23 protein-coding genes, 1 other RNA gene and 1 pseudogene are annotated in these 21,370 nt (G+C 73.6%); 12 read left to right on the plus strand and 13 right to left on the minus strand.

Annotation, left to right across the window (positions count from 1 at the left end):
• Positions 1 to 22: 22 nt before the first annotated feature.
• A complete protein-coding gene (locus ACIP8Z_RS13195) occupies positions 23 to 799 on the plus strand; it encodes an SDR family oxidoreductase (RefSeq protein ID WP_402082462.1) in 777 nt (258 codons plus the stop codon).
• 199 nt (positions 800 to 998) lie between these two features.
• Here ACIP8Z_RS13195 and ACIP8Z_RS13200 read toward each other — a convergent pair whose 3' ends face one another.
• Positions 999 to 1,322 carry a hypothetical protein gene (locus ACIP8Z_RS13200; protein ID WP_030321631.1) on the minus strand — a complete coding sequence of 108 codons (324 nt, stop codon included), beginning with the start codon at positions 1,320 to 1,322 and terminating at the stop codon, positions 999 to 1,001.
• Between the two features lie 62 nt (positions 1,323 to 1,384).
• The gene (locus ACIP8Z_RS13205; protein WP_402082465.1) at positions 1,385 to 2,398 is read right to left on the minus strand and encodes a hypothetical protein; all 1,014 of its coding nucleotides are present in this window, start codon (positions 2,396 to 2,398) and stop codon (positions 1,385 to 1,387) included.
• Positions 2,399 to 2,718: 320 nt separating this feature from the next.
• Here ACIP8Z_RS13205 and ACIP8Z_RS13210 point away from each other — a divergent pair, with 320 nt between their 5' ends.
• The gene (locus ACIP8Z_RS13210) at positions 2,719 to 3,165 is read left to right on the plus strand and encodes a hypothetical protein (RefSeq protein WP_402082468.1); all 447 of its coding nucleotides are present in this window, start codon (positions 2,719 to 2,721) and stop codon (positions 3,163 to 3,165) included.
• Positions 3,166 to 3,225: 60 nt separating this feature from the next.
• Here the strand turns inward: ACIP8Z_RS13210 and ACIP8Z_RS13215 are convergent, their stop codons facing one another.
• Both ACIP8Z_RS13215 and ACIP8Z_RS13220 read right to left on the minus strand, forming a co-directional pair.
• Positions 3,226 to 3,948: a response regulator gene (locus tag ACIP8Z_RS13215; RefSeq protein WP_402082471.1), complete on the minus strand. Its 723-nt coding sequence runs from the start codon at positions 3,946 to 3,948 to the stop codon at positions 3,226 to 3,228.
• Entirely contained in the window at positions 3,945 to 5,294 is a 1,350-nt protein-coding gene (locus ACIP8Z_RS13220; RefSeq protein ID WP_402082474.1) for a histidine kinase, read from the minus strand. The genes ACIP8Z_RS13215 and ACIP8Z_RS13220 overlap by 4 nt, the downstream gene beginning before the upstream one ends.
• A 132-nt stretch (positions 5,295 to 5,426) precedes the next feature.
• Here ACIP8Z_RS13220 and ACIP8Z_RS13225 point away from each other — a divergent pair, with 132 nt between their 5' ends.
• Positions 5,427 to 6,608 carry a serine hydrolase domain-containing protein gene (locus tag ACIP8Z_RS13225; RefSeq protein WP_402082477.1) on the plus strand — a complete coding sequence of 394 codons (1,182 nt, stop codon included), beginning with the start codon at positions 5,427 to 5,429 and terminating at the stop codon, positions 6,606 to 6,608.
• 294 nt (positions 6,609 to 6,902) lie between these two features.
• On the opposite strand, the gene ACIP8Z_RS13230 is transcribed toward ACIP8Z_RS13225, so the two are convergent.
• Positions 6,903 to 7,364, minus strand: a complete 462-nt coding sequence (locus ACIP8Z_RS13230) for a VOC family protein (RefSeq protein ID WP_402082479.1) — start codon at positions 7,362 to 7,364, stop codon at positions 6,903 to 6,905.
• Positions 7,365 to 7,454: 90 nt separating this feature from the next.
• Between ACIP8Z_RS13230 and ACIP8Z_RS13235 the strand changes: the two genes are divergently transcribed.
• From ACIP8Z_RS13235 to ACIP8Z_RS13250, 4 genes are all read left to right on the plus strand, one after another.
• Positions 7,455 to 8,441: a helix-turn-helix transcriptional regulator gene (locus ACIP8Z_RS13235; RefSeq protein ID WP_402082480.1), complete on the plus strand. Its 987-nt coding sequence runs from the start codon at positions 7,455 to 7,457 to the stop codon at positions 8,439 to 8,441.
• Between the two features lie 9 nt (positions 8,442 to 8,450).
• Positions 8,451 to 9,008, plus strand: a complete 558-nt coding sequence (locus ACIP8Z_RS13240; protein WP_402082482.1) for an SMI1/KNR4 family protein — start codon at positions 8,451 to 8,453, stop codon at positions 9,006 to 9,008.
• A 10-nt stretch (positions 9,009 to 9,018) separates the two neighbouring features.
• Positions 9,019 to 9,402 (plus strand): VOC family protein, encoded by a 384-nt coding sequence (locus ACIP8Z_RS13245; protein ID WP_402082485.1) that lies wholly within the window; start codon positions 9,019 to 9,021, stop codon positions 9,400 to 9,402.
• Positions 9,403 to 9,565: 163 nt separating this feature from the next.
• The gene (locus ACIP8Z_RS13250) at positions 9,566 to 10,084 is read left to right on the plus strand and encodes a DUF1203 domain-containing protein (protein WP_402082487.1); all 519 of its coding nucleotides are present in this window, start codon (positions 9,566 to 9,568) and stop codon (positions 10,082 to 10,084) included.
• A 26-nt stretch (positions 10,085 to 10,110) separates the two neighbouring features.
• On the opposite strand, the gene ACIP8Z_RS13255 is transcribed toward ACIP8Z_RS13250, so the two are convergent.
• Positions 10,111 to 11,070: an SMP-30/gluconolactonase/LRE family protein gene (locus ACIP8Z_RS13255; RefSeq protein ID WP_402082490.1), complete on the minus strand. Its 960-nt coding sequence runs from the start codon at positions 11,068 to 11,070 to the stop codon at positions 10,111 to 10,113.
• A gap of 108 nt (positions 11,071 to 11,178) precedes the next feature.
• Between ACIP8Z_RS13255 and ACIP8Z_RS13260 the strand changes: the two genes are divergently transcribed.
• Positions 11,179 to 11,628: an Lrp/AsnC family transcriptional regulator gene (locus tag ACIP8Z_RS13260; protein ID WP_319309004.1), complete on the plus strand. Its 450-nt coding sequence runs from the start codon at positions 11,179 to 11,181 to the stop codon at positions 11,626 to 11,628.
• Between the two features lie 58 nt (positions 11,629 to 11,686).
• On the opposite strand, the gene rnpB is transcribed toward ACIP8Z_RS13260, so the two are convergent.
• Both rnpB and ACIP8Z_RS13270 read right to left on the minus strand, forming a co-directional pair.
• An RNA gene (rnpB, locus tag ACIP8Z_RS13265) (RNase P RNA component class A) lies at positions 11,687 to 12,085 on the minus strand.
• A 46-nt stretch (positions 12,086 to 12,131) separates the two neighbouring features.
• Positions 12,132 to 12,278: pseudogene (locus ACIP8Z_RS13270) on the minus strand (Uma2 family endonuclease); the annotation flags it as partial.
• Between the two features lie 135 nt (positions 12,279 to 12,413).
• Here ACIP8Z_RS13270 and ACIP8Z_RS13275 point away from each other — a divergent pair.
• Together ACIP8Z_RS13275 and ACIP8Z_RS13280 are read left to right on the plus strand one after the other, a co-directional pair.
• A complete protein-coding gene (locus tag ACIP8Z_RS13275) occupies positions 12,414 to 13,184 on the plus strand; it encodes a MerR family transcriptional regulator (protein WP_402082493.1) in 771 nt (256 codons plus the stop codon).
• 74 nt (positions 13,185 to 13,258) lie between these two features.
• Positions 13,259 to 14,071 (plus strand): hypothetical protein, encoded by an 813-nt coding sequence (locus ACIP8Z_RS13280; RefSeq protein ID WP_402082495.1) that lies wholly within the window; start codon positions 13,259 to 13,261, stop codon positions 14,069 to 14,071.
• On the opposite strand, the gene ACIP8Z_RS13285 is transcribed toward ACIP8Z_RS13280, so the two are convergent.
• A complete protein-coding gene (locus tag ACIP8Z_RS13285; RefSeq protein WP_402082498.1) occupies positions 14,016 to 15,458 on the minus strand; it encodes an RNB domain-containing ribonuclease in 1,443 nt (480 codons plus the stop codon). The two genes, ACIP8Z_RS13280 and ACIP8Z_RS13285, sit on opposite strands and share 56 nt — an antisense overlap.
• 252 nt (positions 15,459 to 15,710) lie before the next feature.
• Between ACIP8Z_RS13285 and yaaA the strand changes: the two genes are divergently transcribed.
• Together yaaA and eda are read left to right on the plus strand one after the other, a co-directional pair.
• Positions 15,711 to 16,478 carry a peroxide stress protein YaaA gene (gene yaaA / locus ACIP8Z_RS13290; RefSeq protein WP_402082501.1) on the plus strand — a complete coding sequence of 256 codons (768 nt, stop codon included), beginning with the start codon at positions 15,711 to 15,713 and terminating at the stop codon, positions 16,476 to 16,478.
• A 72-nt stretch (positions 16,479 to 16,550) separates the two neighbouring features.
• Positions 16,551 to 17,207 (plus strand): bifunctional 4-hydroxy-2-oxoglutarate aldolase/2-dehydro-3-deoxy-phosphogluconate aldolase, encoded by a 657-nt coding sequence (gene eda, locus ACIP8Z_RS13295; RefSeq protein WP_319309015.1) that lies wholly within the window; start codon positions 16,551 to 16,553, stop codon positions 17,205 to 17,207.
• Here eda and ACIP8Z_RS13300 read toward each other — a convergent pair.
• From ACIP8Z_RS13300 to ACIP8Z_RS13315, 4 genes are all read right to left on the minus strand, one after another.
• Positions 17,188 to 17,994, minus strand: a complete 807-nt coding sequence (locus ACIP8Z_RS13300; RefSeq protein WP_402082503.1) for a GNAT family N-acetyltransferase — start codon at positions 17,992 to 17,994, stop codon at positions 17,188 to 17,190. The two genes, eda and ACIP8Z_RS13300, sit on opposite strands and share 20 nt — an antisense overlap.
• A 70-nt stretch (positions 17,995 to 18,064) precedes the next feature.
• Entirely contained in the window at positions 18,065 to 19,678 is a 1,614-nt protein-coding gene (locus tag ACIP8Z_RS13305; RefSeq protein ID WP_402082505.1) for a bifunctional RNase H/acid phosphatase, read from the minus strand.
• Positions 19,678 to 20,421 (minus strand): zinc ribbon domain-containing protein, encoded by a 744-nt coding sequence (locus tag ACIP8Z_RS13310; RefSeq protein ID WP_402083804.1) that lies wholly within the window; start codon positions 20,419 to 20,421, stop codon positions 19,678 to 19,680. Before ACIP8Z_RS13310 ends, ACIP8Z_RS13305 begins: the two co-directional genes overlap by 1 nt.
• Complete coding sequence (locus ACIP8Z_RS13315) at positions 20,418 to 21,236, minus strand: Nif3-like dinuclear metal center hexameric protein (RefSeq protein WP_402082508.1); 819 nt, start codon at positions 21,234 to 21,236, stop codon at positions 20,418 to 20,420. Before ACIP8Z_RS13315 ends, ACIP8Z_RS13310 begins: the two co-directional genes overlap by 4 nt.
• Between the last annotated feature and the right edge of the window lie 134 nt (positions 21,237 to 21,370).

Consider the following 21,370-nt stretch of genomic DNA (forward strand, 5'->3'; position numbering starts at 1 on the left):
CACGTGTCGGGACAATGAGTTCATGGGGCACACGTCTCGCGTACGCTGCGCGCCCATGAGCATCGCAGTGGTGACGGGAGCGGGATCGGGCATCGGCCGGAGTGTGGCCCTCGCCCTGGCGGCGGCGGGCTGGTCGGTGGCCCTGGCGGGACGGCGGGCGGACGCCCTGGAGGAGACGGCGGCGGCTTCGCCGACCGGGGACTTCCTGGTCGTCCCGACGGACGTGACCTCGGCGGAGGAGGTGACGTCCCTCTTCGCGGCGGTACGCGACCGCCACGGCCGCGTCGACCTGCTCTTCAACAACGCCGGTACGTTCGCGGGCGGCGGCGTCCCCCTCGAGGACCTGGACCCGGACACCTGGCGCGCGGTCGTCGACGTCAACCTGACGGGCGCGTTCCTGTGCGCCCAGGCGGCCTTCCGGACCATGAAGGAACAGTCACCGCAGGGCGGCCGGATCATCAACAACGGCTCGATCTCGGCCCACGTACCGCGCCCGCACTCGATCGCGTACACGGCGACGAAGCACGCGATGACGGGCCTGACGAAGTCGCTGTCGCTCGACGGCCGCCCGTACCGGATCGCCTGCGGCCAGCTCGACATCGGCAACGCGGCGACGGAGATGACGGCCCGCATGCAGACCGGCATCCTCCAGGCCAACGGCGAACTGGCGGCGGAACCGGTGATGGACGCGGCGGACGTGGCGGCGACGGTGGTGCACATGGCGGCACTGCCGCTGGAGGCGAACGTGCAGTTCGCGACGGTGATGGCGACGACGATGCCGTACATCGGGCGGGGCTAGCGCGGGATGCCGCGCATCGGCCGGGGGTGAGGCCGAAGCCGCCGACGCCGGTCGGGGGGGGTGTGACGCCCGACTGCCGCCGACACCGACCGGGGGTGTGACGCCCGACTGCCGCCGACACCGACCGGGGGTGTGACGCACGAAGCCGCCGACGCGGCCGGGGCACTCCGCCCTCGGCCGGCGTCAGCGGCGGCCGGCGCTACGCCTGCCCGGTCTCGAAGCGGGAGATCTTCCCGCCGTCGACGGTGAACAGCCACTTCGTGCGCATCGAGCCCCAGGTGTCGTTGCGGTAGTCGGCGACGAGGCCGCGCCCGCCGTCCGACTCCGACACGACGTCCATGTGCCCGCGCGAGCCGAACACCTCCCGGTCGAGCCACTCCCGGAGATCGCGCTCGGAGCCGTCGTCGGACATGGTCGCGTCGGGGGTCAGGGCCTCGAACAGGGCCGTCTGGTCGTTGGCGTTGAGGGCCGCGACGAACGCACGCACGGCCGGATCGCTGAGCTGGTCCACTGGGATCGTCATGCCCTACCCGTACACCTCCCCCACCGGCCTCCCCCGCGAACACGCCGTGTGCCTGCCGCGTGTCAGCGGACGGGCTGGGCCACCTGGGCGAGCAGCGCGCCGCTCTCCTCCGCCGCCAGAACGCGCTCCAGGACCAGAGCGCCGGTCATGCCGGGGAAGAACCTCCCGGCCGGCCAGCTCCGGTCGTACGGGGGCGGGTCGAGGACCACGAGGCGCACCCCGTCCACGACCGGGATGTCTGCGGGGCAGCCCTCGTTCCAGATCCATTCGCCGTCCGCGCCGACCAGGTTGAACGACCCCGTGGTGGACGTCTGTCCCGGCAGGTCCCGGCACATGGTGACGGCCTCGGCCGAGGGTGCCCGGCCCGGGAGGTGTCCGCCGCCGACAAGGGCGTCGGCGAGGAGCGTGTGCAGCTGGAAGTTGTCGCCGATGCCGGAGGCGCGCAGTGCGAACCCGGCGCCGGTGGCGCGGTCGATCGCGACGACGGGCTCGTCGTCGAGCACCGCGAGGGCGTACGCCAGGCACTTGAACGGATCGCCCGACAGCTCCGAGACCCGCGCCACGGACGCCCGCAGCTCGGCCTTCCCGGGGGTGCTCCGTCGCACGACGGGCGAGTTCAGCATGGCCACACAGGCCATCTCGAACTGCGAAAGCGACTGCCAGGCCATGACCGGCTCGAAGCCGATCCGCTCGAAGTCCGCCTCCTCAAGGCCCTCGCCCTCGGGGTCGGGCAGCTCGCCACGGCCTGCCGCCGTCCACTTCTCGCAGAACACCGCAGCCGCGTCGAAGGCCCCGCGCGCCTGCGCGAAGACGGCGGGGGCGCAGGCGGCCGCGTCCGCGCCCCGTTCGACACAGGCCCCGATGACCACGGCGACGATCCCGCGCGGACCGGGCGGGACCTCGGCCAGGACGGCCGCGAGACGCGGCCCCGCCGCGTGGAGCTCCGCGTCCTTGGCCTTGTCGACCGTCGCGGTCAACTGCCCGAAGGCTTTCTCCGCGGCGTTGGCGTCCTGGGAACGGACCGCCGTCTCGAAAGCTGCCGCGGCGGCCGGAAACCGCCCTCGTCCGAATATCATCCGCGCACCCTAGCGGAGGGGTCCGACAGACCCCCTCGGGCGGTCCCGGCGCTCAGGACCAGTCGCAGGCCTTGCCGTCCACGAGCTGCGTCCCGCCGGACCGCCACTCCCCGCCCCGCCGGGCGACACCGCCGGCCACTCCGATCCCGATGCTGCTCCACGGCGCGCGGAACCTGCCCCTCCCTGACGACTTCTCAGCGCCACACAGCCTATGACCTGCGTGTTCGCTGGCACCGGGCAGGGCTGTACGGGCACTCTCCGGCATAACCGCCGCACGCGGCCCACTCAACCCACTCAACCCACTCAAGCCAGGAGGAGCGATGTCGAACGCCGGCAAGGTCGTCAAGCTGTACGCGAAGGGGGCCCCGGTCGGGGTCGAGGACGGAGCCGTCTTCGGCTTCCTCGTCGAACCGACCCGCGCCGGGGAGTGGCTGATCACCCGGGACGACGAGGGCTTCCGGCTCACCGCCAAGGGCACGGAGGAGAGCATCGCCTCGGAGGGCACCGAGCGCGCACCCGTCGTCGCCCGCCCCGACGACTCCCCCGCCTCCGTCTGGCGCCTCCAGCGCGTCGAGGACGACGGCGACACCCTCGCGCTCACCACCCTCACCTCGCTCGCCGATCTCCGGGACGGCACGTACGTGATCGACCAGAACGGACTGGCCCTCGGCCGCGACCTGTTCGAGGACCGCTCCCTGCTCCCGAAGCGCATCTTCGTCCGTACGGACGACCGGGACCCGCAGTGGCGGATCGAAGTCCTCGCCTGAACCGATCGCCCGCGCGCGCCCCATCCGGAATCCGGGTGGGGCGGGCGTTCGCCTCCCCCGTCAGCCGGTGAAGCCCGGCACCACCAGGCCGGACTCGTACGCGATGACCACCGCGTGGGTCCGGTTCTGCGCGCCGAGCTTGGTCAGCACGTTCCCGACGTGCGTCTTGACCGTCTCCAGGCTCACGGTGAGGGACTCCGCGATCTCCGGGTTGGACAGGCCCGTGGCCATCAGCCGCAGCACCTCCTCCTCCCGCCCCGTCAGCGCCGCCTTCGGCAAGGCCTCCGCGGAGTCCAGCGGACGGGCGGCGACCATCCGGCGCAGGGTCGCGGGGAAGAGGATCGCCTCACCCGCCGCCACCACCCGTACGGCCTCCGCGATCTGCCGGACGGGAAGCCGCTTGAGCACGAACCCGCTGGCACCGGCGCTGAGCGCGGCGGTGACGTAGTCGTCGTTCTCGAAGGTGGTGATCACGACGACCTTCGGCGGCGCCGGGGAAGCGGAAGGGGTGCCACCCCTCGGTCCCGCCGACTCATCCGGCTCCGCGAGGAGTTGGCGGGTGGCCTCGATCCCGTTGCGGCGAGGCATCCGTACGTCCATCAGGACCACGTCCGGCCGCAGCCGCCGCGCCCGCTCGACCACCTCGACGCCGTCGGCGGCCTCCCCGACCACCTCGATCCCCGGTTGTGCGGCGAGCAGCATGCGCAGACCGGTACGGGTCACCTCGTCGTCGTCAGCGATCAGGAGCGTCGTGACGGTCTCGGTGGCGTCGGGGCCGGTCATGCCGACAACCGTACGGGCAGCCTGACCGCCAGCCGCCAGCGCCTCGGCCCGTCCGGGCCGGCGTCGATCTCGCCGTGCAGGAGTCGTACGCGCTCGGCGAGGCCGGGCAGCCCGTGCCCGGAGGTCGGGAAGGCCCGCGGGCGGCCCGTACGCGGGGCGCCCCCGGTCTCGTTGACCACATCCAGCTCCAGCGCGTCCGGCCCGGCCGTCACCCGTACCGCGATGGGACCGCCGGAGCCGTGCCGGACGGCGTTGGTCAGCCCCTCCTGGAGGATCCGGTACGCGGCCCGGGAGAGCGTTCCGCGCACCCGCGTCGGCTCCCCCGACAGCTCCCACTCCACCACCGCGCCCGTGTGCCGCACCCGTTCGAGCAGCTCGGGCAGGTCGGCCAGGGTGCGGGTCGGCGCGGCCCCGGCGGACTCGGCGGTCCCGGCCGTCTCCGTCTCCGTCTCCCGCTCGCGCAGGACGCCGAGGACGTAGTCCAGGTCCTCCAGCGCGGCCCGGGCGGATTCCTCGATGCTGCGCAGGGCGGCCCGCGCCGCCGCCGGGTCGGTGGACATCAGCTCGCCCGCCACCGCGGCCTGGATCGTGGTCGTCGTCAGCGTGTGCCCGATGGAGTCGTGCAACTCGTGCGCCAGCCTGTTGCGTTCGGCGAGCCGCCGCTCCCGATCGGCCGCGAGGGCGAGCCGCTCGGCCGTCGACGGCCCGAGGAGCCGGGGCGCGGACCAGCGCAGGGCGCGCGTCACCAGGACGCAGACGACCGCGGCGAGCAGCAGACAGGCGAGCGCCACGGCCCAGCTCTGCCAGCCGCCCGTCACCCGTGCGGACCGGCCGAACAGGCTCAGCGCCAGCTCGGCGCTGAGCCAACCCCCAGGAAGGGCCAGGGCGAGGAAGAGCAGCAGCCCGCTCGCGAGCGCACCCGTCCAGCCGAGGGTCACATGCAGCAGCAGCCAGAGGGGAGTCCGCCAGCGGCCGGAGGCGGGGGACGCCGGGGATCCGGGGGATGCCGGGGATCCGGCGGGGACCGCCGCGACCGGTCCGGCGTCGGGCGACGTCGTGGGCGGGCGTACGGCCGAGGGCTCGGGCAGGACCACGTGCAGCAGTCGGCGGGCGGCCAGGACCAGCACCCGCCGCGTGGTGCGGGCCAGGCCCACCAGGGCGATCAGGGCGGCCCAGACGACCAGCACCACGACGAACAGGACGCCCTCGGGGGCGGATCGCCACGCCAGCGCCGGAAGCAGCGCGAAGGACAGCAGGGGGAGACTCGCGAGAGCGGCCGAGTAGGCGAACAGCGCGCCCGTGTACGTGGAGCGGCGCAGCAGCGGCCGGAGTGCCTTGATCATCATCGGCCAGTATGAACGGGCGGCTCGTGGCCGGCCTCCCCCGATCGGGGGAGCATTTTCTCCCGAGTTTCCGCGATGTGCTCAGGGGCCCCGGAAATCATGATCGTGTCCTGCCCGATCGACGGAAGGACAGCGATGAACACGCGAACGATGAAGACGAGGACGTCGAGGTTCCGCCTCTCCCGACCGCGGCCGGGTCTCCGGCGCGGAGGCGCCGCGGCCGCGGCCGCGGTGGTCGTCGCGGTGATGACGGCGGGCGCGCTCGCGCCGCCCGCGGCGGTCGCCTCGACACGGCCCGACGCCGTGCAGCAGGGTCTGAACGCCCTGGTGCGCGGGGGCCAGCCGGCGGCGCTGGCGAGCGTCGAGGACGGCAGGGGCCATGCGCGTACGTACACCGCTGGGGTCGGAGACCTGGCCACGGGCGCGAAGGTGCCCAGGGACGGCCAGGTGCGGATCGGCAGCAACACGAAGACGTTCACGGCGGTGGTCGTGCTGCAGCTGGTCGGCGAGGGGAAGGTCGACCTCGAGGAGAAGGTCGACACGTACCTGCCGGGGTTGGTACGGGGGAAGGGACTCGACGGAGGGAAGATCACCGTCCGTGAGCTGCTGCAGCACACGAGCGGGATTCCGGACTACGGGAAGGACATCAGCGACGAGGAGATGGTGCACCGGTACTTCGAGCCCCGGGATCTCGTGGACGTGGCGCTGAAGCACGAGGCCGAGTTCCCGCCGGGGAAGAAGTGGAGTTACAGCAACACGAATTACGTACTGGCGGGCCTGATCGTCCAGAAGGTCACCGGGCGGCCGTTGGCCGAGGAGATCGACCGGCGGATCGTGAAGAGGATCGGGCTGAGGCACACGTATTTCCCGGGGCAGGGGGACAGGAGCATCAGGGAGGCGCACCCGAAGGGCTATCACCGGCTGAAGGAGGGTGAGCCGCTGCGCGACTTCACGGAGATCGACCCGTCGGCGGGCGGGGCGGCGGGCCAGATGATCTCGACGAACTCGGACCTCAACCGCTTCTTCGGGGAGCTGATCGGAGGAGATCGCCTGCTGCGCAAGGCGCAGCGCGACGAGATGCGGAGGACGGTCCCGATCGAAGGGACGGACTTCCACTACGGGTTGGGGCTGATGAAGAGGCCGCTGTCGTGCGGGGGTGCCTATTGGGGCCACGGCGGAGACATCGCGGGCTACGAGACGAGGGGCGGGGTCACGGACGACGGGAGGGCGGCGAACGTGGCGGTGACGAGCATCCCGACGGAGGAGAAGGCCGTGAAGGGGGTGGCGGGGGTCGTGGATACGGCGTTGTGCGGGTGAGGGGGGCCGGGCTCTTGGGGTGAGGGTTTCGAGTGAGCCTCGGCCCTCGCGGACTGCCCGAAGCTCCGCGTGGACCCCGGCCCCCGGACCGCCCTCCGAGAGTGTCTTCGCTCCTGGAGGTGGTGGGTCAAGGGTGGAGCGCAGCGGAATCGGCGAAGCCGACGCGACGAAGGAGCGCCCTTGACGCACCGCCGGAAGGAGCGACTCTCGGAAAGAGGGCGGTCCCGCCAGAAGCCCACGAACCCGGCCCACCCCAAGAAACCAGAAGACCCGCACCCCCCCCACCCCGCCCCCTCAATCCAGGCAGAACTCGTTCCCCTCCGGGTCCGCCATCACGATCCACCCGTCACTCATCGGCGGCTCCGGCTCGAAGCGGCGCAGCCGCTTCCCTCCCAGCCCCACCAGCCGTTCGCACGCCGCCTCCAGCGCCGCCATCCGCTCCTCCCCCGCCAGCCCCGGCGCCGCCCTGACATCGAGGTGCACCCGGTTCTTCGCCACCTTCCCCTCCGGCACCTGCTGGAAGAACACCCTCGGCCCCCGCCCCTCCGGGTCCTCCAGGGCCGATCTCGTGTTCCGCTCCTCCTCCGGCACTCCCAGCTTCGCCAGGAACTCGTCCCACGCGGCCATCGGGTCCGCCCCCTCCGGCAGTTCCACTCCCGGCGGGCCCGGATGCACGTAACCCAGTACGTCACGCCAGAACGTCGACAACGCCCCCGGGTCGTGCGCGTCGAACGTGACCTGGAATTGGCGGCTCATCGTGCTGCTCCCTTCATCGCGGTGTGACGGATCCACCCTGACACCCAAGGCGGACAGGATCGGTCCGCCACCTCTGGCAGGCTGGGCCACATGGACGAGCGAGGGACCACCGAGCGGGTACTCACCCTCCTCGGGCTGCTTCAGCAGCGCCGGGCCTGGTCCGGCCCCGAGCTCGCCGGCCGGCTCGGCGTCACCACACGCACGGTCCGACGCGACATCGAGCGGCTGCGCACCCTCGGCTATCCGGTGCACGCCGGCCAGGGGGTGGGCGGCGGCTACCGGCTGGGCCGGGGACAGGACCTGCCTCCCCTCCTCCTCGACGACGAGGAGGCGATCGCCACTGCGGTCTCCCTCCTCGCCGGCGCGGCCGCCGGTTCCGGCGACGCCACGCTCCGGGCGCTGACCAAGCTGGACCAGGTTCTCCCTGCCCGGCTTCGGCACGAGGTGCGCACCCTGTCGGGCTCGGTGGAGTTCTTCGGCGCGGGCCGCACTCCGGTCGACCCCGAGGTCCTCATGACTCTGGCCGGGGCCTGCCGCGAGGAGGTCGAGGCGGGCTTCGACTATCCCTCCGGGGGCACGGTCCGGCCCCGCCGGGTCGAGCCCCATCGTCTGGTCGCCTCCGACCGGCGCTGGTACCTCCTCGCCTACGACCTCGACCGGGACGACTGGCGCACCTTCCGCGTGGACAGGATGACGGCGGTGGCGGCCCGGACCTGGCGCTTCCGCCCCCGCGCGGCGCCGGACGCGGCGCAGTTCGTGCAGGAGGGCGTGACGAGCCGGGTCTACGCCCACCAGGCGCGCTTCCTCGTCCACGCGCCGGCGGACACGGTCCGCGCGCAGGTCCCGTCCTCGGCGGCGGTCGTGAGCGAGCGGGGCGAGGACCGTTGCGAGGTCCTGAGCGGCGCGGCGAGCCTCGACCGGGTCCTCGTGCACGTACTCCTCCTGGGGCACGAGTTCGAGGTGCTCGATCCCCCGGAGCTCGGCGCCCGTTGCCGGGCTCTGGCGGAGAAGCTCCTGTCGGCCGCCGCCTCGGCGGCGACGCCGCTGCGATCGGGCGGCGGGCAGGCGGAGACGTAGGGTCACGCCATGGCGAGCTGGGACGGGACCGAGGTGCGGGCCCGGATACGGGAGATGGCGGCGCGTGACCCGGAGCGGGCGCGTTTCGGGTCGGACACGCATCGGTACGAGCTGCGTCCCGCGCTCCCCGGCGCGGAGATCGGCGCGTTCGAGGAGGAGCACGGCATCCGACTCCCTCCGGACTACCGTGCCTTCGTGGCGGAGGTGGGCGACGGGCCCGCCGGCCCGGCTCATGGGCTGCTGCCGTTGGCGACTCCGCGCCCGGAGGCGGGGGACGACTGGGCCGTGGACGGCGAGTGGGAGGAGGACCGTCGGCCGGGCCGCCTCGCGACACGATTCCCTCTCACCGACCCCCGCCCCGGCGCGATCGGCGTCCTGGCAGCGGAAGAACTGACTCCGGGCACGCTCACGCTGGCGGAAGGGGGCTGCGGCATGTACGCCCGGCTGGTCGTGACGGGGCCGCGCGCGGGCGAGGTCTGGTGGCTGGACCCGGACTGGGGCGGCTTCGTCCCCGCGTACCCCGACTTCCGGACCTGGTACACCACGTGGCTGCGTACTCCTGCCTAGACTGGCGGGCATGGCATGCCGTATCAGTGAACTGGTCATCGACTGCGCCGATCCCGGCCGGCTCGCCGCGTTCTGGAGCGAGGTCCTCGGCTATGTCGAGCTCGGCCGTGAGGACGACGGAAGCATCGAGATCGGTCCGCCGGGCGCCGGCTTCGGCGGCCCGCAGCCGACCCTCGTTCTCAGTCCCAGCAGCGACCCGCGCGCCGGGAAGCTCCCGCTCCACATCGACGTCAACCCGACCGACCGCGACCAGGACGCCGAGCTGGAGCGGCTGCTCGCGCTCGGCGCCCGCCCGGCGGACGTCGGTCAGACCGGGGCCGAGAACTGGCACGTCCTGGTCGACCCGGAGGGCAACGAGTTCTGCCTCCTGCACCGTCGGCTCCAGCCGCTCTGAGCCCTCACGGACCCGGGCGGGGCTCACCGACCGGTCGTCGGTCGGCGACACGGCGTCTCCGCCCGCCGTGGACGCGGCCCCACGGCCCGCCCAAGTCCCCGTCCGCACCACCGCGTCCGAATTCCGCCAGCGGCCGGAACCCCCGCCACGCCACCCTGGCCGTATGAGCATCCAGACCACCGCCACGACCGCCTACGACGCCCGCGCCATCGCGCCCTCCGCCCTCGCCGAGCTGCGCGTCACCGACGACGCGGGCCGCGCCTGTGTTCCGTACTCCGCCGACGAGGGCGGCGACCCGCTCCGCTGCTGTCTGCGTCTGTCCGTCCCGGGCGAGCGGATCGCGCTCGTCTCGTACGCGCCGCTGCGGCGCTGGGCGGCCGAGACGGGGGCCGAGCCGGGCGCGTACGACGAGCAGGGCCCCGTCTTCGTCCACGCCGAGGAGTGCGGCGGTCCCGCGCCCTCGGAGACGTACCCCTTCGCCCGTGCGGAAGCGCTCCGGACCGTGCGCCGCTACGACGCGGCGGGCCGTATCGTCGGGGGCCGGCTCCTGGAGATCCCGGAGGAGACGTCCGAGGGCTTCGACCGGGCGTTCGCCGAGGCCTTCGCGGACCCGGCGGTGGCGCTGGTCCACGTCCGGGCGGTGGAGTACGGCTGTTTCCACTTCGAGGTCCGTCGCCCCTGAACGACGGGCACTCCCGCCGGCCCGGTTCAGCGGGACTGCGGCTCGCGCCAGGGCCTGCGCCCGGGTCCGGTCGGGTGCGTGCCCGTGACGCCCATGACGACCGAGTAGAGGCTGGTCTCGGCGGTGATGAAGAGACGGTTGCGCTTGGCTCCGCCCCAGGCGATGTTGGCGACCGTCTCGGGCACGTTCAGCCGTCCTATCAGGGTGCCGTCGGGGTCGTAGCAGTGCACGCCGTCGCCCATCGCCGCCGCCCAGAGCCGGCCGCCGTCGTCGAAGCGGAGGTTGTCGAAGCGGGCGCCCTCGCGGGCCCCGGCCTCGGCGAAGACGTCGCCGTCGGACAGCGTCCCGTCCTCGCGCACGTCGAAGACCCGGATGAGGCCGGCCCGGGTGTCGGAGACGAAGAGCTGCCGCTCGTCGGCCGAGAAGACGAGGCCGTTGGGGGCGGCGAAGCAGTCGGCGACCAGGCGCACTTCGCCGGTGGCGGGGTCGATGCGGTAGACGTTGTTGGCGCCGATCTCGCTCTCGGCGCGGTAGCCCTCGTAGTCGCTGGTGATGCCGAAGTCCGGGTCGGAGAACCAGATGGAGCCGTCGGACTTGACCGCCGCGTCGTTCGGGCTGTTGAGGCGCTTGCCCTGCCAGCGGTCGGCGAGGACGGTGAGCGTGCCGTCGTGTTCGGTGCGGGTGACCCGGCGGTTGCCCTGCTCACAGGTGATCAGACGGCCCTGGCGGTCGAGGGTGTTGCCGTTGGTGTGCCCGGCGGTGCGGCGGAAGACGCTGACGGCGCCGGTCTCCTCGTCCCAGCGCAGCATCCGGTCGTTGGGGATGTCGCTCCAGACCAGCTGCCTCATGGCGGGGAGGTAGATCGGCCCTTCGGCCCAGCGGCAGCCGGTGTGGAGGACTTCCAGGCCGTCGTCGCCGTTCATGCAGCGTCCGGTGCGGAACCGGTCGTCGAACATCTCGTACAGTGCGGGGCGCTCGCTGGTCATGCGGGTTCCTTCCCATCCACACAGATGCCGTTCCGAATGCCGTACGGCTCAACTGGAAGATTGCCGAATGAGGTACGGTCTTCGCAAGATCAGACCGAACGGAGAGTTGTGGATCACATCGATCGAGCCCTGCTGACGCACCTCCAGCAGGACGCCACCCAGTCCTACGCCGCACTGGGCCAGGCCGTGGGCCTCTCGGCCGGGGCGGCCCACGAGCGCGTACGGAAGCTGAGGGAGCGCGGCGCGATCCGCCGCACCACCGTCGAGGTGGACCCGGCGGCGGTGGGCGGTGCCGTCCTGGCGTACGTGATGGTCGACTCGGTCTCGTGGATGGGCGATTCGGCACAGGACTTCGCCGCGCTCCCCGAGATCCTGGAGGCGCACGTCATCGCCGGCAGCGCGTCGGTGCTCGTGAAGGTCAGGACGGCGACCACGGAGCAGTTGCAGGACGTGCTGCGCCGGATCTACGCGATCGACGGGGTCAGCGGCACGCAGGCCACGGTCGTCCTGGAGACCTTCTTCGAACGGCCGGTCTCCCCGGAGCTCGGCGCCGGGTGAACGAGAAGGGCCCCCGCCCGGCGTATCGCCTGGCGGGGGCCCTCCCCACGTGGGCCGACAGACGAGTCGGGCTGTACGCCGGGTTCTGTCCCCCGGGACCTCGCGGTCGTCGGGGGGACGGCCATCCATCTAGGACCGGCGTTGCCGCCGGCCTCCTGCGGTCTACCCGCGGACTCGGGCGAGCAGCCCTCGAACATCCGCGCAGAGACACCGAGGTGTCTCCTCTTGACCTTGCTCCGAGTGGGGTTTACCTAGCCGCCTGAGTCACCTCAGGCGCTGGTGGTCTCTTACACCACCGTTTCACCCTTACCGGGGACCGAAATCCCCGGCGGTCTGTTTTCTGTGGCACTGTCCCGCGGGTCACCCCGGGTGGCCGTTAGCCACCACCCTGCTCTGTGGAGCCCGGACGTTCCTCGGGAAGATCCGAAGATCTCCACGCGGCCGCCCGCCCGGCTCGTCTGCCGTGCCGACCATGCTACCCGCCGATCAGGAGGCCGACGGCCTCACAGGAAGTCGGCCGTCTCCAGGTCGAAGCCGAAGGGGGCGGGGAGGGGAAGAGACCTGCCGAAGGGGGCGGCATGGAGTTCGCGGTAGCCGCCGCGCTCCGGGTCGGTGAAGAGCGTCACGGTGGACGTGTCCCGGTCGACCAGCTCCGCACGGAAGCCCTCCGGCGTGTCCAGCGCCAGGAAGCCCTCCAGCAGGATGTCCGCGGGTCCGGAAGCGGTCCCGAAGGTGCGGCGGAGTGCGCTTGACCTTGTCGCAGCGTCAGGGTTTCTACTGGGCTCATGCGTATCGGCGAGATCGCCGCGCTGGTCGGGGTCACCCCCCGCGCCGTGCGGCACTACCACCAGTCGGGCCTGCTGCCCGAGCCCGCGCGGCGGGCCAACGGATACCGGGAGTACGGCGTCCGGGACGCCGTCCTGCTCGCCCGTATCCGGCGGCTCACCGAGCTGGGTCTCGGACTCGACGAGGTACGGGGGGTGCTCGCCGACGACGAGGGACGCGGGCTCGTCGAGGTGCTGGAGGAGCTCGCGGAGGACCTGGCCCGCCAGGAGGCGGAGATCCGGGCGCGCCGGGATCGGCTGTTCGGCCTCCTCGACGAGGCCAGAGCCGGGCGGCTGCCCGCCGACGGGCCGCTGTCGCCGGAGCTCACCTCGCTGCTCGCCGGCCTGGGCGAGCTGCCCGAGTCCCCGATGGCGGCGAAGGACCGGCAGATCCTGGCCCTGATGGACGTCGTCGTGCCCGAGGAGCAGCGGGCCCGGCTGATGGGCCTGATGGAAGGGGCGGCCGAGCACGCGCGTGAGGTGTACCCGCTGCTCGACGCGCTCTCCGGTGCGAAGGCGGACGACCCCCGGGTCGCCGAGGCCGCGCGGGTGCTGGCCGGCTGCCTGCCGGACGAGCTGGGGGTGGACATGCCGTCCGGGGCGCCGGACGAGGCCGGTGCGTTCGACACGTCCCTCGCGGACGCCCTCTTCGCGGACCTCGCCCCTGCGCAGTCCGCGGCCATCCACCTGGCGATGCGGCTGGTCCGGGAACGACGGGAGCAGAGCCGATGACGGAAGCCGGAGCGATGACGGGAGCAGTGCCGATGACGGTGCGCAGGAGTGGTGGCGTTCGGCTTCTTCGCCTCGTGGCCCATGTCGTTCTCCCCGTCGAGGTCGTCCTCGCCGTCCTTCTCGTCGGCGGGGTCCGGATACCCGCCGCCGTGTGGGCCGGCGCCGAGCTCCTCGTCGTCGCGCTCGTGATCGCCGAGGGCCTCTCGTATCTGCGACTGCGGCGCCGGGGGCTCTCCCGGCGGGAGGCCGTCGCCGAGCTGGTGCCCGAGGCCGTGCTGCGGATCATGGCGCACGAGCTGCGGATCATGGCGAGTCTGGGGCGGTGGGTGGCACGGCGCCCGCACGGGGTCGAGGGCGCCGGCGGCGTGTTCCCACACGCGCGGGACCAGGCGGCGCTCATGTACGGCTTCGCGTTCGTGTGTGTGGTCGAGAGCGTCGGCATGTCGTTTCTGCTCGCCGACTGGCCCGTCGTGCACGCGATCGTCCTCGTCCTGGACGTGTACACCGTGCTGTTCGTCCTCGGCCTGCACGCCGCCGCCGTGACCCGTCCGCACACCCTCACCGGGGACGTCCTGCGGCTTCGGCAGGCCGCGCACGTCGACGTGTCCGTGCCCCTCGACCGGATCGCGTCCGTCCGGCACGAGCTGGTGTTCTCGCACGAGAAGGCCGAGGGGGAACTGAACCTCGCCGTCGGGTCCCAGACCTCCCTCACCGTCGAGCTGACCGAAGCGGTCGACGCGCCCCGGTTCCTCGGCGCGCCCCGGCCCGTACGGCTGATCCGCTTCCACGCCGACGACGCGCGCGCCCTGTACCGCGAGCTCGGCCCGGCCGTCACGCGGGCGCGAACAGTACCTTCGCCGTCCCCGGGTCCGCTTCCGCGAGTCTGACCCGCAGCCACTCCCCCAGCGGCAGGCTGGATTCGCCGCCCGCGATGCGGGCGACGACCGCCGGGTCGTCCAGGTGGACGGTGCCGACGGCCGGTTCGCGTTCCTTCACGTCGATCACGTACGCGTCGAAGATCTCGCCGACCCGTTCCCGCAGCAGCGCCGCCTCGACGATGTCGACGCTCTCGCGTTCCACGGTGTTGGCGCGGCGCGAGCCGTCGGCCATCTCGTCGGGGAGGGCGGGCAGGGCGGCCCGTACCCACTCGGGCGGTTCGTCGCCGGCCACCGCGGCGACGCACAGCTCGCCCGCGTACCGGTCGACGAGGCGGCGCAGGGGTGCGGTGCAGTGGGTGTACTCGTCGGCGACGGCGGCGTGCACGGCGGGGGTGGGGATGTGGCCGTCGGTGAAGACGGTGTATCCGGCGCCCCGAAGCAGGGTGGTGCACTCCTGGAGGAAGGCGGCGTGGCGCGGGTTGGTGGGGTCGGCGGCCCGGACGACGTCGGCGTACGAGACGTGGTGCGGCCAGTCGACGCCGAGGGCCTGCGCGGAGCGGCGCAGGCGGGCGACGGCGCCGTCGGGGGCGGTGGGGAGGGTGCGCAGGATGCCGGTGCCGGCGGCGGTCATGAGGTCGGCGGCGGCCATGCCGGTGAGCAGAGAGATCTGGGCGTTCCAGCCGTCGGCGGGGAGCGGGGCGCGGTAGGCGAGGGAGTAGGTGTGGTCCTGCTCGACGATCTCCTGTTCGGGGACGTTGAGGGAGATCCCGCCGCGTTCGGCTTCGAGGGCCTCGCGGAGGCGTCCGATGTCGCGGAGGAGGGCGACCGGCTCCTCGGCCGTGCCCGTGTCGATCTGTTTCTGCACGGTCGCGTAGTCGAGTTTGGCGCGGCTGCGGACGAGGGCGCGGCGGACGTCGGTGGCGACACGGCGGCCTTCGGCGTCGAGGTCGATGCGCCAGAGGAGGGCGGGGCGGGGTTCGCCGGGGAGGAGGCTGGCGGCGCCCTCGGAGAGGACGGTGGGGTGGAGGGGGACCTTGCCGTCGGGGAAGTAGAGGGTGAGGACGCGCCGGTGGGCCTCGGCGTCGAGGGCGGAGCCGGGGGTGACGAAGGCGGCGACGTCGGCGATGGCGTAGTGGACGCGGTAGCCGCCGTCGGACCTGCGGGCCAGGTGCATGGCCTGGTCGAGGTCGGTGGAGGTCGGCGGGTCGACGGTGAAGAAGGGCAGGTCGGTGGCGTCGTACGCGGGGAGCCGGGGGGCTTTCGCGGCGGCCTCGGCCTCGGCGAGGACGGCGGGCGGGAAGTCCTCGGGGATCGCGAGCTCGGCACGGAGTGCGCGCAGGGCGGCCCGCAGCGGAGCCTCGGCTGCGCCGGTCACGTGAATGTGGCGGCGGGGCATGGACCGAGCGTATGGGGAGGGGAGGGGTGCGGCACCTCGTGCGGGTGCGGCACCTCGTGCGGGTGCGGCACCTCGTGCGGGTGCGGCACCTCGTGCGGAGGGGATCCGGTGGAGGGGGAGCCGGTGGAGGGGAGTCGAGGCCGTCTCCGCACGGGGGCGGCGTCTCCGTCCGTACGGGGCAGGGCGCCGTACCTCGTACGCTGGGCTCCTGGGGCCGCACCCCCATCCCCGTACGGACGAAGGAGAACCACCGTGCTCGTGCTGTTGCCGCCCTCCGAGGGCAAGGCCTCCTCGGGGCGCGGGGCGCCGCTCAAGCCGGAGTCGCTGTCCCTGCCGGGGCTCGCGGAGGCGCGGGCGGCGGTCCTGGACGAGCTGGTCGAGCTGTGCGCCGCCGACGAGGAGAAGGCGCGCGAGGTGCTGGGCCTGAGCGAGGGTCTGCGCGGCGAGGTCGCGAAGAACGTGGAGCTGCGGACGGCCGGCGCGCGCCCGGCGGGCGAGGTCTACACGGGCGTCCTGTACGACGCGCTGGGTCTGGCGACCCTGGACGCGGGTGCGCGGAAGCGCGCGGGGCGTTCCCTGCTGGTGTTCTCGGGGCTGTGGGGTGCGGTGAAGGTGACCGACCGGATTCCGTCGTACCGCTGCTCGATGGGGGTCAAGCTGCCGGGGCTCGGCGCGCTGGGCGCCCACTGGCGGGGCGCGATGGCGTCCGTGCTGCCCGAGGCGGCCGGGGACGGGCTCGTGCTCGACCTGCGCTCGTCGGCGTACGCGTCGGCGTGGAAGCCGAAGGGCGAGGTGGCGGCGCGGACGGCGACGGTGCGGGTGCTGCACGCGCCGACCCGGAAGGTGGTCAGCCACTTCAACAAGGCGACGAAGGGCCGGATCGTCCGGAGCCTCCTGGAGGCGGGGGCGGCTCCGCGCTCGCCGGAGGAGCTGGTGGTGGCGCTGCGGGACCTGGGGTACGTGGTGGAGGAGGGCGGGAAGCCGGGGGCGCTCGACGTGCTGGTGGACGAGATCCACTGACCCCTCCGGCATGTATTGCACCCTGCGCAACGCTCGTTGCGTGTGACGCGCGCCGTGGGCAGGATGAGGCCCATGACGAGCGTGTTCGACCTTGCCCCGGAAGCCTCTCCCGTACCGGTCGTCCCGGTGGTCGTGATCGAGGACGCCGCCGACGCCGTGCCGCTGGCCCGGGCCCTGGTGGCCGGCGGGCTGCCGCTCGTCGAGGTCACCCTGCGCACGCCGGCCGCGCTCGACGCCGTCCGCGCCATCGCGGCCGAGGTGCCGGGCGCGGTCGTCGGCGCGGGGACGGTCGTCTCGGCGGCCGGGGTCGCGGACGCGGTCGGCGCCGGGGCGCGGTTCCTGGTCAGCCCGGGGTGGACGGAGCGGCTGCTCGGCGCGATGCGCGACTCGGGCCTGCCCTTCCTCCCCGGTGTGTCGACGACCTCGGAGGTCGTGGCCCTGCTCGAACAGGGCGTGGAGGACATGAAGTTCTTCCCGGCCGAGGCGGCGGGCGGCGTCCCGTACCTGAAGTCCCTCGCGGGCCCGCTCCCCCGGGCCCGGTTCTGCCCGACGGGCGGCGTCTCGCTCGCCTCCGCCCCCGCCTACCTCTCCCTCCCGAACGTCGGCTGCGTCGGCGGTACGTGGATGCTGCCGCCGGACGCCCTCGCGGCCCGCGACTGGGCGCGGGTGGAGGCGCTGGCGCGCGAGGCGGCGGCGCTGCGGGGCCCCGTCAGCGTGCGGTGCCGGTGAACTCCACGCCGAGGTGGTCGGTCACCGGGCGGTAGCCGAGGCGCTGGTAGAGGGCGTTGCTGGTGGGGTTGGAGAGGTCCGTGAAGAGCAGGACCTGAGTGGCGCCACGGTCGGCAGCGACCCGGCTGACGGCCTCGGTGACCCCCGCCGCGTATCCGTTGCCGCGCTCGGCGGGCGGGGTGTAGACGAGGTGGACGCGGGCCTGGCCCTCGATCGTGCGGGAGACGGCGGCCATCGAGACCGCGCGGCCGTCGGGCGTCTCCCAGAGGACGAGGCGGCCTTCGGAGATCCGCTCGGTGACGAAGCCGGTGTAGTCCTCGGCGGGCTCGTCGCCGATGGCCGTCGCGAACTCCCTCGTCCAGGCCGCGACGAGCGGGGTGTCGGCCTCGGTGGCCGTCCGGTGCCGGCCGGCCGGGGCCGGGTCCGGCGGGGTCAGCGCGCCGAGCCGGAAGAGCCGCATCCGGACGGCCGGCGTCCAGGAGCGGCCCGAGGCCTTCGCGTACGCCTCCACCACGGCCGTCTCGCCGCGGACCTCCGTCGGCTCCTCCCCCGCGCGGAAGGCGAGCGCGAGGGCCGCCTCCTCCGTCGTCACGCCGAGGTCGAGGGACCCGGACGGGGAGACCGCGAGGACCCCCGTGACCCGGCCGTCGGGTTCGGCCCACCAGCCGAGCCGGTCCGCCCTGTCCATGAGGGTCAGCACCGCGGTGTTGCGCGCGGGCTCGGCGGCGAGGTGCGGGCCCGCCGCGGTACGGAAGGTGGCGGTGTCTTCGGTGAAGTGCCAGGTCATGACGGGATGGTGGTACGGGGTCAGGCCACCGCGCCACCCCTTTGCGGCGTGCCGCCGCCCTCGCTCTCGCCTACCGGAGGTGGGAGGTGTCGTTGAGGAGCCGTACGGACGCGTTGCCGTCGGCGTAGTAGGCGACGGCCGAGATCGAGGCGGCCGACAGCTCCATCCGGAACAGCGACTCCGGCGGGGCGCCGAGCGCGAGCCGGATCAGGGTCTTGATGGGCGTGACGTGGGTGACGAGGAGGACCGTCCGGCCCGCGTAGGCGGCGGTGAGCCGGTCCCGGGTCGCGGCGACGCGGCGGGCGACGGTCGCGAAGCTCTCGCCTCCGCCGGTGGGCGCGGCCTTCGGCGAGGCGAGCCAGGCGTCGAGGTCCTCGGGGTACCGCTCCCGGACCTCGCCGAACGTCAGCCCCTCCCAGGCGCCGAAGTCGGTCTCGCGCAGCCCCTGCTCGACTCGGACGTCGAGCCCGAGGCGGCCGGCGACGGCGGCCGCGGTCTGGCGGCAGCGGGTGAGCGGCGAGCTGACGATCTCCTGGATGGTCCCGCGGGCGGCGAGGGCTTCCGCGACGGCCTCGGCCTGCCGGAGGCCGGCCGCCGAGAGCTCGGGATCGGTCCCCCCGCTGCCGGAGAACCGCTTCTCGGGGGTGAGCGCGGTCTCGCCGTGCCGGAGGAGCACGAAGGTGGCGGGCGCGCTCATGTCGGGCCCGGCGGACCAGCCTTGTCCGGGGGCGGCGGAGGCCGGCTGCGCGGCGGAGGCCGGCTGCGCGGCAGGGGCGGACCCGTCGGGGGCAGACCCGGCGGCGCTCCCCGTCGTCTCGGACCCGGCGAGCACAGACCCGGCGGCCTCGGACCCCGTGGCCTCGGGCTCAGCGGTCTCGGCCGGTGCCCCCGTGGGCGCCGTGGTGGCCTCCGGCGCGTGGTGGGTGCGCGCGGCGTGGCCGGTCGCGGCCAGGGCGCCCGCCTGCGCCTCGAAGTCGCCCGAGACCGGGGCCACGAGGGCCTCCTCGGCGGCGAACAGGCCGTCGTCCTGGGCCGTCGGGTGCGCGACGGTGCCGGGCCAGGCGCCCGAGCCCGTTCCCGTACGGCCGGGGCCGGGCTCGCCGGCCGTGCCCGCACCCGTCGCCAGCGCGGCGCGGGCGCGCGCCGCGCCCGCCGTCGCGTCGCCGGGCGGGCCCGACGGCGCCGGGGGGAGGGTCGCGGCGTTGCGGGCGGCCGCGGCGTCCAGAGCGGCCGTCGAGTCGGACGGCTCCCACTGGCGGCCGCGCTTGCCCGCGTCCATGGCCTCGTTCGCCAGCCGGTCCGCGTGCTTGTTGCGTTCGCGCGGGATCCACTCGTAGCGGACCCGGCCCGCCGGGAAGACCCGGCCCGCCTCGGCCGCGAGCGGCTTCATGTCCGGGTGCTTGATCTTCCAGCGGCCGGACATCTGCTCGACGACCAGCTTGGAGTCCATCCGGACGTGGACGGTGGCGTCGGGGAAGAGCGACCGCGCCGCCTTCAGGCCCGCCACCAGGCCCTTGTACTCGGCGACGTTGTTCGTCGCCACGCCGATGTACTCGGCCGCCTCCGCGAGCGTCTCGCCCGTCACCGGATCCAGGACCACGGCGCCGTACCCGGCGGGCCCCGGGTTGCCCCGGGAACCGCCGTCCGCCTCGACGATCACCTCACGCGAAGACGACGGCGTCATTACAGGCCGGACTCCGACGTGCGGACGAGGATCCGGCGGCAGTTCTCGCAGCGCAGGACCTCGTCCTTGGCGGCGGCACGGACCTCGTTGACCTCGGTGATGTTGAGCTCGATGTGGCAGCCCTCGCACTTGCGCTGGTACAGCCGGGCCGCGCCGACGCCGCCCTGCTGGACGCGCAGCTTCTCGTACAGCTTCAGGAGGTCCGCCGGGACGGTGCCCGCGACGAGCTCGCGCTCCTTCTCCACGGACGCCTCCTCGGTGGCGAGCTCGCCCTCGGCGGCGTCGCGGCGGGCGGTCGCGTCGTCCGTCTTGGCCTGGACGGCGGAGACCCGCTCGGTCAGCTCGGCGAGGCGCTCCTGCACGGACTCGCGGCGCTCCATGACCTCGAGGACGATCTCCTCCAGGTCGCCCTGGCGCTTGGCGAGGGAGACGATCTCGCGCTGGAGGTTCTCCAGGTCCTTCGGGGAGGACACGGCGCCCGAGTCGAGGCGCTGCTGGTCGCGGGTGGCCCGCTGGCGGACCTGGTCGACGTCCTGCTCGGCCTTGGTCTGCTCACGGCCGCAGTCGCTCTCCTCGGTCTGCGCGGCGACGAGCAGGTCGCGCAGCTGGGTGAGGTCCTTGTTCAGCGACTCGATCTCGGCGTGCTCGGGCAGCGACCGGCGCTTGTGCGCGAGCTGCTGGAGGCGGACGTCGAGGGCCTGGACGTCGAGGAGGCGGATCTGGTCGGCGGGCGCGGCGTTCAGTTGGGGGCTCCAGGGGAGGTGTGGTGGGAGGACCAGGGGTCGGTGACCGTCTTCGAGACGTGGACGCGGAGGTCCCAGCCGTGACGGTCGGAAATCTCGTCGAGCTGGGCGGCCGCCTGCTCGCACCAGGGCCATTCGGTGGCCCAGTGGGCGGCGTCGACCAGGCCCAGAGGCGACTGCTGGGTCGCCTCGGAGACGGGGTGGTGACGGAGGTCCGCGGTGAGGAAGGCGTCCACGCCGGCGGCTCGCACGGCGTCGAAGAGGCTGTCTCCGGAGCCGCCGCTGACGGCGACGCGGCGCACGGTCATGCCGGGGTCGCCCGCGACCCGGATGCCCTGCGCGGTGGCGGGCAGCCGCTTCGCCGCGCGGGCGGCGAACTCGGCGAGGGTCTCGGGGTGGTCGAGCTCGCAGATCCGGCCGAGGTTGTTCTCGGGCACGAGGGGGCCGGTGACCCGGAGGTCGAGCGCGCCGGCGAGGGCGTCGGAGACGCCGGGGTCGGCGGTGTCGGCGTTGGTGTGCGCGACGTGGAGGGCGATGTCGTGCTTGATGAGGCGGTGCACGACGCGGCCCTTGAAGTGGCCGGCCGCGACGGTCGTCGTCCCGCGCAGATAGAGCGGGTGGTGGGTGACGATCAGGTCGGCGCCGAGGGTGATCGCCTCGTCGGCGATCTCCTCGACCGGGTCGACGGCGAAGAGCACACGGGTGACCTCGGCGTCGGGGTCACCGCAGACGGTGCCGACGGCGTCCCACGACTCGGCCCGCTCTGGTGGCCAGAGGGCGTCGAGCGCGGCGATGACTTCAGACAGACGGGGCACGAGGAAAGGCTACCTGGCTCGCCTTCGCGGCTGGTACCGCCGCCGTCGCGGGGCCGACGGCGGGCGACCCCCGGCGCCGTCGGCCGAGGGCGGGCGACCCACGCCCGCCGTCGGCCGACGGCGCCGGGGGTCGC

Source organism: Streptomyces sp. NPDC088553 (assembly GCF_044752965.1).
Lineage (GTDB): Bacteria > Actinomycetota > Actinomycetes > Streptomycetales > Streptomycetaceae > Streptomyces.